Source organism: Nocardia sp. NPDC055002, from assembly GCF_053608825.1.
In genome coordinates this window covers 77,003-89,856 of record NZ_JBSGWE010000008.1, presented here as the reverse complement: position 1 = coordinate 89,856, position 12,854 = coordinate 77,003, and the positions used below count along the sequence as shown (strand labels likewise).

The following is a 12,854-nucleotide window of genomic DNA, read 5'->3' as shown; positions in this document are numbered from 1 at the left end:
TCACGCCGGTGCGGCCCGGCCCCGGAGATAGTCGATCTGGGTGTGGCTGAGCTGCTCGGCCTTGCGCATGTGTTCGGTGATCACCGCGAGCTCGTCCTCGGTATGGGTGTCGAGTAACGCTTCCCAGCCCTCACCGAGGTCGTCCCATACGGCGGTGACGCGGGCGACGCGATCGGGCACGGGGGAGACCAGCACTCGACGGCGGTCCTCGGCGTCGGGTTCGCGCACCACATAGCCGTCGCGTTCGAGCCGGTCGACCAATCGGGTGGCGGAGCCGGTGGTGAGTCCGGTCATGTCGGCGATCTGTTTGACGGTGAGTGGCTGCGGCTCCGCGGTGAGCAGGCTCAGACATTGCAGATCGGTGGGGTGCAGGCCCAGATGGTCGGCGACAGCCTGATTGAACAGGACATACGAGGCCATGTACTGCCGTGAGACGCGCGACAACTCCGCGTAGCGGGCATGTCGACTCTGCTCTGTAATCCGGATCACACTCCTTATCAGCTGCGCGACGCAGTTAAAACGGATAGATTGCTGCATGACACAGTTAATGTGCCACACAGCAAATCATACCGGAGGAAACATCATGCTCACCATCGCCGTGGCCGGTGCCACCGGCGCGCAGGGCGGCGCCACCGCTCGCGCCCTGCTCACCATGGGTCACCGCGTCCGCGCGCTCACCCGATTTCCCGACAGCCCCGCCGCGGTGGCGTTGCGCGATCTCGGCGCCGAGATCCACTACGCCGACTTCGACGACCGTGGCTCCCTCGGTGTCGCCCTGGCCGGTGTCGACTCCCTCTTCGCCGTGACCACGCCGTTCGGCACCGACACCACCGCCGAAACCCGCCACGGCGTCACCCTCGTCGATGCCGCCGGTGCCGCACATGTCGGCCACATCGTCTTCACCTCCGCCGCGCATGCCGACCGCGCCACTGGAATCCCGCACTACGACAGCAAATTCGCGATCGAGGAGCATCTGCGGGCGAGCGGCGTCCCGTGGACCGTCATCGCGCCCGCCGCCTTCATGGACAACTACGCCACCGGCTGGACCCTCGACGGCCTCCGTGACGGCACCTTCGCCTGGCCGATGCCCGCCGATCGGCCGCTCACGCTGATCTGTGCCGAGGACATCGGCGCCTTCGCCGCGCTCGTCCTCGATCGCCGCGCCGAGTTCGCGGGTCGCCGCATCGACATCGCCGCCGACGAGCTCACCCCGGATCGGCTCGCCGCCGCCCTGGCTGTAGCCCTCGACCGTCCGATCGCGCACCGCGAAGTCCCGCTCGACTACGTTCGCGGCCACTCCGAGGATCTGGCCGCCATGTTCGACTACTTCGCCACCGTCGGCCTCGACGTCGATGTCGACGGTCTGCGTCGTGCGTACCCCGACATCGCCTGGCATTCGTTCAGGGACTGGGCCGAGGCGCAGAACTGGTCCGTGCTGCTCGCGGGCTGACCGGTCTCAGCACGAAGGGGTGGTGGCACTGCGCAGGTCGGTGAGGATTTCGGTGGCCCAGGGGAGTGTGATCGCGTCGCTGCCCGCGACCTGCATCGCGGTCATGATGGTGAGCAGCATGCCGGTGGCGACGAAGCGGCGCGATTCCAGTGTGTCGGCGCCGGTGAGTTCGCCGATCAGGCGATAGATGCGCCCGAATCGCTCTCGCATGTGGTCGCCGATCGCCGGATCCGCGCTGGCGGCGGCGCCGTGCAGCAGCACGAGGGGGAGTTCGCGTTCGGCCAGGAAGACATCGAATGCGTGTCCGAGGGCGCGCAATGCCTCCGGGGTGTCGGCGTCGGGGGCGATCTCGGCGTCACGGAACACCTGCTCGATGCGCGTGCACACCTCCAGCAGGCAGGCGATGAACAACTGCTGCTTGGTTCCGAACAGGCGGATCACATAGGGCTGCGACACTCCCGCCAGTCTGGCGATCTCGTCGGTTTTCGTTGCGGCATAGCCAGTTTCGGCAAAGGCATGGATCGCGGCTTCGAGCACCTGGGCGCTGCGCTCGGACGCGGTCATCCGGGTTCTCGTCATGGGCGTCACTGCCTCCTCGTTCGAATGCCTCTTGACATGTTATCAGTCGATGCATAACGATAAGCGGAGAAGTTATCAGTCAATAACAACCAAGGGTTTGGCATGACGCAGACACTCGAATCCGGCGACGCGCGAGCCGCCGTGACGCCACCGAACTCCGGGGCGAAGAACAAGCCGCTCGGCGCGGTGATCGCCGCCGTCGGCATTCCGATGTTCATGGTCACGCTGGACAACCTCGTCGTGACGAACGCCCTCCCGGTGATCAAAACCGAACTGGGAGCGTCGCTGTCGGACCTGCAATGGTTCATCAACGCCTACACGCTGTCCTTCGCCGCGCTGCTGCTGTCGGCGTCGGCCCTGGGCGACCGGATCGGCCGGCGCCGGGTCTTCCTGGCCGGAATCGGCATCTTCGTCGTCGCTTCCGCGGCGTGCGCGCTGGCCACCGAGCCATGGATGCTCATCGCCGCCCGTGCGGTGCAGGGCGTCGGTGGTGCGGCCGTCATGCCGCTGTCGCTCACCTTGCTGGCCACCGCGGTACCCGCGAAGATGCGCAGCGCCGCGATCGGCATCTGGGGCGGCATCGCCGGCCTGGGCGTCGCGGTCGGGCCGGTCGTCGGCGGTGCGGTGGTCGACGGCCTGAACTGGCAGTGGATCTTCTGGCTCAACGTCCCGATCGGGCTGCTGGCGCTGCCCTTCGCTGCCCGCATGCTGTCCGAATCACGGGGCGCCGCACGGAAACTCGACTACTTGGGCGTGCTGCTCTCGGCCGGCGGCGTGCTGGCACTGGTCTGGGGTGTCATCCACGGCGCCGATGACGGCTGGACCGCACCGCAGGTCCTCACCGCGCTGATCGGCGGCGCCGCGCTGCTCGTCGCGTTCGTCGTCTGGGAAACCTACGCCACCGATCCGATGCTCCCGCTGCGCATGTTCAAATCCCGCGGCCTGAGCCTGAGTTTCATCGTGTCCTTCGGGTTCTCGTCCGGCGTCTTCGGCTCGATCTTCCTGCTCGCCCAGTTCTTCCAGGTGGTCCAGGGCTACTCACCGCTGGAGTCGGGCATCCGCACGATGCCGTGGACGATGGTCCCGATGGTCGTCGCACCGCTGGCCGGCCTGATCGTCGACCGCGTCGGCGCCCGCACCCTCATCGCGATCGGCCAGCTCTGCCTGGCTGTCTCGCTCGGCTGGATGGCGATGATCACCACCGCCGACGTCCCCTATCTCGCCTTCGTCGCCCCGTTCGTCCTCGGCGGTATCGGCATGGGCCTCACCTTCGCGCCCTCGTCCACCATCGTCATGGCCAGCGCTTCCCCCGCCGACCAGGGCATGGCGTCGGGCATCAGCAGCACCGTTCGCGAAGTAGGCGTCGCCATGGGCATCGCCGTCCTGGCCTCGGTCTTCGCCTCTCACGGCTCCTACACCGACCCCCAGGCCTACGTGGACGGCCTGGTCCCCGCGGTGTGGGTCGGCGCCGCCCTGGTCGCCTGCGCGGCGGTGGTGGCAGCGTTCCTGCCCCGGCACACTCAGCCCGCGGAATAGCCGCTGATCGGTTCCCTGAGCAGGTGGTTGTCGCCGAACGGCACGACAACCACCTGCTCGGCATCGGCATAGATGATGGTGCCCGGTGCGGCGGAGTCCAGCCGCTCCCACCCGACGCCGTGCGCGTCGAGGATCGCGAGGTATCCCTCGACCCGCTCGATCATCGACACCGCGCTCGCCTTGAACCACGAGGCGGCACCCGGATGCCGTGCGCGGTCGTACACCCCCGGGTCGACATCACTCGGATTCGTCAGATTCTCGCTGAACCAGTCGTTGCCTTCACGGCGAAACCGCACCTCCCGGGCACTCAGGTGCCCTGCGGCCCACAGCCCGTTCACCAGGCCGAACACGCCCGGATGTCGACCGTGTCGATTGGGCTGCGCAGCCTGGAATCGAACGTAGGGCAGTGCGCCGGCCGACGTGACCCGACGGCCGTTCGGCCCCGTCATCCGACACTGTCCGGGTGCTGGCCCTGCTCGGGCGCCGCCTGCTGTTCTGGCCGGTGCGCGCACAACCCCGCCACACGCGGGAACGGACGCCGCCCCACGGGCCGAATCCCGAAGCCACACAACGCAAGCCCGCTCCCCGGAGCGGTGAGTCGAGCACGCCGCCCCCGCGGAGACGTCGGATCGCCGGTCTGTTCAGCCATCGAGTCGTCCTGTTCTCGAGTCGAACACGCTGGTGTGTTTGCTCATTTGGACGCGCCCCGATCCCATTCGGTTCCCTCGAATTCGGACTGCTTTCCGATTGCCCTGAGAAACAGCCGATTTCGCGCACAACACCCGACGCCGCCCGACTTGGTCGTCCTCCCTGACACCTGGGACACCGACGATGACTGGCTTGCCGACCCCCTCGATGTCGAACTCGCCGTCGAGGTGATCGCGAAGTCGGAGCGGGCGGCGCAGATCAACGGCAAGAACGGCTGGTACGCCGCGGCGGGCGTGCGCGCCCTACTCGTCATCGACCCTCGCGTCGGCCGCTGGGCATTGTTCGCCGGTCCCGCCGCAGGCGGCTACGCCGAACTGATCGAAGGCATATACGGCGACCCGATCAGCCTCCTCGATCCCCTGGGGTTGTCCCTCGACACTGCCTGCCTGCCCCGATACGACGAGTAGCCGCGCCACGACCCCCGACCAGATCGGTCAGCCCGCGATTGCGGGATCCCATTCGAGGGCTGTGTGGGTGACGGTCGTGACCGGCGCGCCGGAACCGGCTAGAAGAATTCGCGCGACCTGCGCTGTGGATCCGCGCCCTCGAGTGCACTGATCGGTCCACCTCGAGACCCCGCCGACCTGCGCTGATCGCGTCGCGAGTAATCCGGATGAATCGCGTCAACCCCATCCCATAGGATTTACGCAGCACCGATGCGGGATGGCAATGACGCGCCCGCGAACCGATCCCCAGGGGAGAGTCGAGAAGATCGTGGCCGACGACAACAGTGGAGTCGAGCAAAACGCCTCTTTGACCGAGGAGGCACTCGCGGCAGCGGCGGCGGAGGCCGAGAAGGCGTTTGCCGCGGCGGCTGACCTGGATGCGCTGGCGGTCGCCAAGACCGACTTCATCGGCGGTAAGTCGCCGATCGCGCTCGCGCAACGTGGGCTGGGCAGTGTGCCCAAGGAGGAGAAGGCCGAGGCCGGTAAGCGGGTCAACGTCGCGCGTAAGCGGGTGTCGGACGCGTTCGAGGCGCGCCGTGCCGCGCTCTTGGCGGAGCGCGATCAGGCGGTGCTCATCTCCGAGAAGATCGACGTCACGCTGCCCGCCCGTCGTCAGCCCGTGGGCGCCCGGCACCCGATCACCGTCATCTCCGAGCAGATCGCCGACTTCTTCGTCGGCATGGGCTGGGAGGTCGCCGAGGGTCCCGAGGTGGAGACCGAGCACTTCAACTTCGACGCGCTGAACTTCCTGCCCGACCACCCGGCGCGCACCATGCAGGACACCTTCCACATCGCCCCGGAGGGTTCGCGCCAGGTGCTGCGCACGCACACCTCCCCGGTGCAGGTGCGGTCCATGCTCGAGCGCGAGGTGCCGATCTATGTCGCGTGCCCCGGTCGCACCTTCCGCACCGACGAGCTCGACGCCACCCACACCCCGGTGTTCTCGCAGGTGGAGGGTTTGGCGATCGACAAGGGCCTGACCATGGCGCACCTGCGCGGTGTCCTCGACGCGTTCGCCCAGGCCATGTTCGGCCCCGAGACCCGTACTCGCATGCGCCCCAACTACTTCCCCTTCACCGAGCCGTCGGCCGAGGTCGACGTGTGGTTCCCGAACAAGAAGGGCGGCGCGGGCTGGATCGAGTGGGGCGGCTGCGGCATGGTCAACCCGAAGGTCCTGATCGCCAGCGGCATCGATCCCGAGGTGTATTCCGGGTTCGCGTTCGGCATGGGCATGGAGCGCACCCTGCAGTTCCAGACCACCATCGCCGACATGCGCGACATCGTCGAGGGTGACGTGCGGTTCACCCTGCCCTTCGGTATCCGGTCTTAGAGAGAGAGCGAAACGTCAAGTGCGAGTAGCACAGTCCTGGCTGACCGAGATCCTGCAGCGCACCACCCCCGAGTGGTCGGTGTCGGCGGAAGAGCTCGACGCGGGCTTCGTCCGGGTGGGTCTGGAAGTCGAAGAGGTCGACAAGCTCGAGCCCATCGGCGGTGACATCGACAAGCCGCTGGTCGTCGGCCGCGTCGCCGAGATCACCGAACTGACCGAGTTCAAGAAGCCGATCCGCTTCTGCAAGGTCGACGTCGGCAACCCCGAGTTGCAGGAAATCGTCTGTGGCGCGCGCAATTTCGCGGTCGGCGACCTCGTTGTCGTCGTGCTGCCCGGTGGCGAGCTGCCCGGCGGGTTCAAGATCTCCTCGCGCAAGACCTACGGTCACACCTCCAACGGCATGATCTGCTCGGTCGCCGAACTCGGCATCGGCAAGGATCACGACGGCATCCTGGTGCTCGAGCCCGGTTCCGCGCAGCCCGGCGACGACGCGAACGTGCTGCTCGGCACCGATGACACGATTATCGAACTCAACATCACCCCCGATCGTGGCTACTGCTTCTCGGTGCGCGGCCTGGCCCGCGAGCTGGCCTGCGGGTTCGACCTCGAATACGCCGATCCCGCCGTGCGCACGCTGCCGGAGGCCGACGACCAGGCCTGGCCCGTTCGCCTGGAAGACGATGCGGATTGCACCCGCTTCGGCGTGCGCCGCGTCACCGGGATGAACCCGAACGCGGTGAGCCCGCTGTGGTTGCAGCGCAGGCTGATGCTGTCGGGTATGCGGCCGATCTCCCCGGCTGTCGACGTCACCAACTACGTGATGCTCGAACTCGGTCAGCCGCTGCACGCCTTCGACGCCGCGAAGCTGCACGGCGGCCTGGTGGTTCGCTCGGCGCACAAGGGCGAGACCCTGCGCACCCTCGACGACACCGAGCGCACCCTCGACGCCGAGGACGTGGTGATCGCCGATGATTCCGGCGTCATCTCCCTCGCCGGTGTCATGGGCGGTGCGAGCACCGAGGTCGGCGCCGAGACCACCGATGTGGTCCTGGAAGCCGCCGTCTGGAATCCGCTGCGGGTGTACCGGACCTCGCGCCGTCACAAGCTCTCCTCGGAGGCGGGCAAGCGCTACGAACGGGTCGTCGATCCCGAGATCAACATCGCCGCGCTCGACCGCGCCGCGACCCTGCTCGCCGACATCACCGGCGGCACCATCGAATCCGCGCTCACCGACATCCGGGTGCCCCTGGAGCCGGTCGCGCCGATCGCGATGGACATCGACCTGCCCGACCGCGTCGCCGGCGTCACCTACCCGGCGGGCACCTCCGTGCGCAGGCTGGCCCAGATCGGCGCGGGCGTCGAGATCGAGGTCAACGACGCGGGCAAGACCCAGCTGCTGGTGACCCCGCCGAGCTGGCGCCCCGATCTCTCGCAGCCCGCTGACCTGGTCGAAGAGGTCCTGCGGCTGGAGGGCCTCGAGCAGATCCCGTCCGTGCTGCCGACCGCGCCCGGCGGTCGCGGTCTGACCGCGCAACAGCGGCGTCGTCGTGCGGTGAGCCGGGCGCTGGCCTTCGCCGGTGCCGTCGAGGTGCCGCCGCCCGCCTTCCTGCCCGGTGGCGTGTTCGAGGTGTGGGGGCTCGACGCCGACGACCCGCGCCGCAATACCACCCGCGTCCTCAATCCCCTGGACAGCGACCGCCCCGAACTGGCGACCACGTTGCTGCCGGGTCTGCTGGAAGTGGCCGCCCGCAACATCTCTCGCGGTGCGCGCGACCTGACCATCTACGGCATCGCCCAGGTGGTGCAGCCCGGCGCGCAGACCCACTCGGTCGAGGCGCTGCCGGTGGACCGTCGTCCCACCGACGAACAGATCGCCGAGCTCAAAGCGTCGCTGCCCGCCCAGCCGGTGCACATCGCCGCGGTGCTCAGCGGTAAGCACGACCCGCGCGGGCCGTGGGGACCGGGCCGTCCGGCCGAGGCGGCCGACGCGTTCGCGCTGGTCGACGACATCGCCGACGCGGCGGGTGTCGTCATCGAACGCCGGGCCGCGGCCTACCTCCCGTGGCACCCCGGTCGCTGCGCGGAACTGCTCGTCGACGGTGTGGTCGTCGGCCACGCGGGCGAACTCCACCCCGCCGTCCTGGAGCGCGCCGGTCTGCCGCCGCGCACCTGCGCGCTGGAAGTGGACCTCGACGCCCTGCCGCTGAGCGAATCCCTGCCCGCGCCGACGATCTCGGCGTTCCCGGCGGTCCTGCAGGACGTATCGATCAGCGTCGAGAAGACCGTCCCGGCCGCGCAGGTGGAAACCGCGCTTCGCACCGGCGGCGGCGACCTGCTCGAGAGCATCGCCCTGTTCGACGTCTACGAAGGCGCCCAAGCCGGCGAGGGCCGCAAATCCCTCACCTACGCCCTGCGCTTCCGCGCGCCCGACCGCACCCTCACCGAAGACGAGGCCAGCGCCGCCCGCGACGCCGCCGTCGCCTCGGCCACCACCGCGGTCGGCGCAGAACTGCGCGGCTGATCCGCACCGATACCCGAAGGCCGCCCGGTTGTGCCGGGCGGCCTTCGTCGTGTCGCCGCGGTGATTCCACCTGTCCGGCGGGCGGGGAGCAGGGGCGACCGGTTGGGGGCGGAGTCAGGGCGGGATAGGTTGGACGGGTGTCGATGATGAAAGGTGCCAATGTCGCGGTGCCTGCCTCCGCGGTCCGGGTCGAATTGGGTTGGCAGTCGGGGCAGGGTGTGCCCGATGCCGACGCGTCCGCGCTGTTGCTCGCCGGGGCGAAAGTGCGCTCCGATGACGACTTCGTGTTCTACAACCAGGCCGTGCACCCCTCGGGGGCGGTGCGGCACGAAGGAAAACAGCAGGGGCACACCGTGGTCGACGCGCTCTCGGTGAATCTCGGGCAGGTCGAGCCGCAGATCGAGACGATCGTGCTCGCCGCGTCCGCCGACGGGGGGACCTTCGGCCAGTTCCACGGGCTCTACATCCGGGTGATCGACACCGCGAACGGCGCCGAGGTCGCGCGGTTCGACAGCAGCGGGGCGACCACGGAAACCGCGTTCGTGCTCGGCGAGCTGTACCGCCGCCAGGGTGCGTGGAAGTTCCGTGCGGTCGGCCAGGGGTATGACAGCGGATTGGCCGGGCTCGCTACCGATTTCGGCATCTCCGTCGACGACGCCCCCGCGCCTCCCGTCGCACCGCCCGCACCCCCGCAGCCGTTCGCTTCGGGCCAGCCGGCTCCGCAACGGTCGTACGCCCCGCCGACACAGCCCTTCATCCCCGCGCCGCAGCCGAACCGGCCCCACACCCCGCCGCCCAGCCCGCCGACCCCCGCGTTCCCGCCGAATCAGCAGCAGCCGCAGTACGCGCCGCCGCCGAACCAGCCAGGCATCCCACCCCAGCAGAACACCCAGTTCGCCCCGCCACCACCACCGGTCGACCTCGCCAAGGTGTCGCTCACCAAGGAGGCCCCGTCGGTCTCCCTGAAGAAACACGGCGCCACCGGCGGCGTCATGCGCGTGAACCTCAATTGGACCTCGATGGCCGCCACCGGCCGCCTCTTCGGGAAACTCCGCGGCAAGAACATCGACCTCGACCTGTGCTGCTTCTTCGAATTGGTCAACGGCGCGATCGGTTCCGTGCGCGCCCTCGACCGCCGCTTCGGTGCCCTCTACGAACCGCCGTTCATCCACCTCGATCAGGACGACCGCACCGGCGCCAGCATCACCGGCGAGAACCTGTCGGTCAATCTCGACTGCACCCAGTTCATCCGCCGCATCCTCGTGTTCGCCTCGATCTACGACGGCGCCAGCGATTTCCGTAATGTGCACGCCACCGTCACCCTGAACACGGTGAATTCCGCGCCCATCGAGATGACGCTCGACGGCTGCACCGACAACTCCCGCGACGCGGTGCTGTTCGCGCTGGAGAATGTCGACGGCGAGTTCGTGGTGCGCCGCGAGGGCAGCTTCGTCCGCCCGCCCGCCGGTCAACCGGGCGGCGGTGTCGTGGAGATCGCCCGCCTGTACAACTGGGACTTCGGCTTCCAGGCGGGCCGCGGCAAGTGATCCGGCATCCCGCGACGCGCGTGCTCAACGCGCTGGTCTACCACCCCGACAAGCACCTCGCCCAGACCCCGGCGGCGCTCGGCCTGGACTATCGCGATCTGACCATGCGCACCGCCGATGGTGTCGATGTGCACGGCTGGTTCGTGCGGGCCGAGCGCCCCCGCGGTCACATCCTCTACGCGCACGGCAACGCGGGCACCATCGGCGACCGCGTCTCGATCATCGCGCTGCTGGTCGGCGCCGGCTTCGACGTGCTCGCCTTCGACTACCGCGGCTTCGGCCACAGCACGGGCACGCCGAGCGAACAGGGCACCTACCTCGACGCCAGAGCCGCCCGCCAGGCCCTGCTCGAGCAACCCGAAGTCGATCCCGAGCGGGTCTACTACCTGGGCAAATCCCTCGGCGGCGGGGTATTGCTCGAATTGGCGGGCGAGTATCCGCCCGCCGGCATGATCCTCATGTCGACGTTCAGCGGCATGCGCGCCGCCGCCCGCTCGGTCTACCCGTTCCTGCCCGCGCCGCTGATCCCGAACGCCTATCCGAGCCTGCGGCACATCGCGAACCTGCGTGTCCCGGTCCTGATGATGCACGGCGACCGCGACGAACTCCTCCCGCTGCGCCACGCCGAACGCCTGTACGCGGCGGCGCGGGAACCGAAACAGCTGATCGTGGTCCCCGGCGCGGGTCACAACGATGTGATCGACACGCTCGGCGCCCAGTGGCCGAAGATCATCGCCGACTGGGCGGCTCGATAACGCCGCAGCCCGGTCGTCGCCGGGGGTCGCTGATTCTGCGTAGCCTGGCGGTATGAGCGAAACGAGCGAACTCCTCGGCCGCCTGGCTGCGCTGCCCGACGGCGAGCTGGTGTCGGTGCTGCGCGCCGCGGTCGCCGGACGCCCCGGGCTCGGCGCGGTCGCCGCCGCACTGGCCCAGGCTGAGATCGGTCATGCCGAAACCGGATCACCTGTGACTCTGGACACGAACGTCATCGACGCGGATGTGGTGCCCGTCGCATCCGGGCAGGTCGGAGGCGCGATGCCGGTACCGCCGGTACCGTCCGGGCTACCGGTGACCGGCGCACCCACCGCCACCGGCGGATATTCCACTTCCGGAGTGCCGACATTCGACTCGGTTCGGGATAAGGTCGAGCAGCGTTTCGGCACCGCGCAGGGAATGGACGAGCTCGACCGGCAGACTCCCGCGGGTCGCAGCGTCGACGAGCAATGGGAGGCGCGGGAGAAAGCCGCGCGTGAGCGGCTGGATCAGATCCGGAAATCGGTGCAGGGCAACGATTCCGGCGAGAAGTAGCCACGCGTCCTCCCCTCCAGCAACGACCGTGATGGGTGGACACACAGATGACGCAGGCGCGCCAGATCGCCGACCGACTGCTCGATGCGCAGGTGGAATTCCTGCTCGCCGAGGTGACCGGTGAACGGTTCGCCGAGGTGATCGCCCGCGACGTGGCGGCCGTGCTGGCCGTCGGCGAGACGATCAGGTTCGGTGACGTGGTCTCCCTGGAACAGGGCGAGCAGACGGTGGCCACCGTGTTCGACCGCATCGGCGGCAGCCCCGTGATCGCCGATACCGTCGGCATCTTCTCCGACGCCATCTACGACCACATCGCCTCGAACACCGAATACACCCTCGGCGACGTCGTCGACCGCGAACCGGTGGAAGCGTTGCTGGAGAAGATCTTCGGCATGCACCAGGCCCAGGAGCGGATCCTGGACCGGCTCACCGAGAGCCCGCTCGTCGCCACGGTCGCCTCGCGTTTCGTCGACAAGCTGATCGGCGATTTCGTGCAGGCCAATCGCGAGCGCGCCGAGAAGATTCCGGGCGTCTCCTCGCTGATGTCGCTGGGTCAGTCCGCTGCCAACCGGGCCAAGAAGGTCGCCGCCGACAGCACCTTCGTCGGTGACCTCGCGGGCAAGGGCGCGCTGTTCGCGCTCAAGCGCACCAACAACGCCATCCGCGACATGCTGCGCGACGCGCCCGTGCACTCGGCGGCGATGGAGTTCTGGGACCTGCATGCCGACGAACCCGTCGCGGGCCTGCGCGAATACCTCACCCAGAAGGACCTCAACGAGCTGGTCCAGATCTGCTACGAGATCGCGGTGACGACCAGGGAGAAGGAGTACTTCGGCCTGCTCGTGCGCGAGTGCGTCGAGGTGTTCTATGCCAGGTACAGCGACCACAAGCTCTCGGCGATGCTGCCCGAACTCGGCCTCGACGCCGACGACATCAGTGCCGAGATCCTGCGCTACGGGCCGGCTGTCATCGAGGCGGCCAAGCGCAACGGTGTGCTGGCCGGGCTGATCAGGGAACGGCTCGAGCCGTTCTTCTACTCCGATCAGGTGCTGGGAATTCTCGGCGGCGAGTAATTCTCGCGAATACCGTTCGGTAACGCGAATTGATCGATACGACTTCGCTTCTCGATTTGCGTGACATCGTCGCAACCGGTAGTGATGTCGAGCATTCGAATTTCGGCTTCTGATCGGGCGCATCAAATGTGCTGTGTGTCACGCTCTCTGGTGACCTGTATGTATCCAGCAGTGAACCGGCCGACCAACTCGCCGCCGGTGCGGCTGTGAGCATTCGGCTACACAAAGCCCGCTGGATTTCCGGCATGTTTAGATCAGTGCACGAATTGCTGCTTTACACCGTTCCGAATTGACCGCGCACTGCGCGGAGTGCAAGTTTGCACCTGACTTTCCGTGAGCCACCGTGACCGACGTTG

12 protein-coding genes are annotated in these 12,854 nt (G+C 68.1%); 9 read left to right on the top strand and 3 right to left on the bottom strand.

All coding sequences use genetic code 11. From position 1 onward, the window contains the following. On the bottom strand, positions 1–489 hold the full coding sequence (locus tag ACWF99_RS28000) for a MarR family winged helix-turn-helix transcriptional regulator (RefSeq protein ID WP_452537815.1): 489 nt from the start codon (positions 487–489) through the stop codon (positions 1–3). A 94-nt stretch (positions 490–583) separates the two neighbouring features. Here ACWF99_RS28000 and ACWF99_RS27995 point away from each other — a divergent pair, with 94 nt between their 5' ends. Continuing rightward, positions 584–1,450, top strand: a complete 867-nt coding sequence (locus tag ACWF99_RS27995) for an NmrA/HSCARG family protein (protein WP_452537813.1) — start codon at positions 584–586, stop codon at positions 1,448–1,450. Positions 1,451–1,456: 6 nt separating this feature from the next. Here ACWF99_RS27995 and ACWF99_RS27990 read toward each other — a convergent pair whose 3' ends face one another. After that, on the bottom strand, positions 1,457–2,029 hold the full coding sequence (locus tag ACWF99_RS27990; RefSeq protein ID WP_452537812.1) for a TetR/AcrR family transcriptional regulator: 573 nt from the start codon (positions 2,027–2,029) through the stop codon (positions 1,457–1,459). Positions 2,030–2,131: 102 nt separating this feature from the next. Here ACWF99_RS27990 and ACWF99_RS27985 point away from each other — a divergent pair, with 102 nt between their 5' ends. Then, positions 2,132–3,565 (top strand): DHA2 family efflux MFS transporter permease subunit, encoded by a 1,434-nt coding sequence (locus tag ACWF99_RS27985; RefSeq protein WP_452537810.1) that lies wholly within the window; start codon positions 2,132–2,134, stop codon positions 3,563–3,565. Here ACWF99_RS27985 and ACWF99_RS27980 read toward each other — a convergent pair. After that, the gene (locus tag ACWF99_RS27980; RefSeq protein ID WP_452537809.1) at positions 3,550–4,014 is read right to left on the bottom strand and encodes a hypothetical protein; all 465 of its coding nucleotides are present in this window, start codon (positions 4,012–4,014) and stop codon (positions 3,550–3,552) included. The two genes, ACWF99_RS27985 and ACWF99_RS27980, sit on opposite strands and share 16 nt — an antisense overlap. Before the next feature lie 348 nt (positions 4,015–4,362). On the opposite strand from ACWF99_RS27980, the gene ACWF99_RS27975 reads away from it, so the two are divergent. From ACWF99_RS27975 to ACWF99_RS27945, 7 genes are all read left to right on the top strand, one after another. After that, complete coding sequence (locus ACWF99_RS27975) at positions 4,363–4,680, top strand: Uma2 family endonuclease (protein ID WP_378637038.1); 318 nt, start codon at positions 4,363–4,365, stop codon at positions 4,678–4,680. 307 nt (positions 4,681–4,987) lie between these two features. Continuing rightward, positions 4,988–6,049, top strand: a complete 1,062-nt coding sequence (gene pheS / locus ACWF99_RS27970) for a phenylalanine--tRNA ligase subunit alpha (protein WP_378637343.1) — start codon at positions 4,988–4,990, stop codon at positions 6,047–6,049. Positions 6,050–6,068: 19 nt separating this feature from the next. Next, a complete protein-coding gene (pheT, locus tag ACWF99_RS27965) occupies positions 6,069–8,570 on the top strand; it encodes a phenylalanine--tRNA ligase subunit beta (RefSeq protein WP_378637036.1) in 2,502 nt (833 codons plus the stop codon). A gap of 143 nt (positions 8,571–8,713) precedes the next feature. Further along, positions 8,714–10,117: a TerD family protein gene (locus ACWF99_RS27960; RefSeq protein ID WP_452537912.1), complete on the top strand. Its 1,404-nt coding sequence runs from the start codon at positions 8,714–8,716 to the stop codon at positions 10,115–10,117. Then, positions 10,114–10,872, top strand: a complete 759-nt coding sequence (locus ACWF99_RS27955) for an alpha/beta hydrolase (RefSeq protein WP_452537808.1) — start codon at positions 10,114–10,116, stop codon at positions 10,870–10,872. The genes ACWF99_RS27960 and ACWF99_RS27955 overlap by 4 nt, the downstream gene beginning before the upstream one ends. A gap of 52 nt (positions 10,873–10,924) precedes the next feature. Then, positions 10,925–11,425, top strand: coding sequence for a PspA/IM30 family protein (locus ACWF99_RS27950; protein WP_378637031.1), 501 nt, complete (start codon positions 10,925–10,927; stop codon positions 11,423–11,425). A gap of 47 nt (positions 11,426–11,472) precedes the next feature. Then, positions 11,473–12,498, top strand: a complete 1,026-nt coding sequence (locus ACWF99_RS27945) for a hypothetical protein (protein WP_452537806.1) — start codon at positions 11,473–11,475, stop codon at positions 12,496–12,498. Positions 12,499–12,854: the final 356 nt, after the last annotated feature.

Bases quoted from the DNA above. Each gene is read 5' to 3' on its own strand.
- ACWF99_RS27995 (WP_452537813.1), top strand. From the start codon at position 584: ATGCTCACCATCGCCGTGGCCGGTGCCACCGGCGCGCAGGGCGGCGCC.
- ACWF99_RS27990 (WP_452537812.1), bottom strand. From the start codon at position 2,029: ATGACGAGAACCCGGATGACCGCGTCCGAGCGCAGCGCCCAGGTGCTC.
- ACWF99_RS27985 (WP_452537810.1), top strand. From the start codon at position 2,132: ATGACGCAGACACTCGAATCCGGCGACGCGCGAGCCGCCGTGACGCCA.
- ACWF99_RS27980 (WP_452537809.1), bottom strand. From the start codon at position 4,014: ATGACGGGGCCGAACGGCCGTCGGGTCACGTCGGCCGGCGCACTGCCC.
- ACWF99_RS27960 (WP_452537912.1), top strand. From the start codon at position 8,714: ATGATGAAAGGTGCCAATGTCGCGGTGCCTGCCTCCGCGGTCCGGGTC.
- ACWF99_RS27950 (WP_378637031.1), top strand. From the start codon at position 10,925: ATGAGCGAAACGAGCGAACTCCTCGGCCGCCTGGCTGCGCTGCCCGAC.
- ACWF99_RS27945 (WP_452537806.1), top strand. From the start codon at position 11,473: ATGACGCAGGCGCGCCAGATCGCCGACCGACTGCTCGATGCGCAGGTG.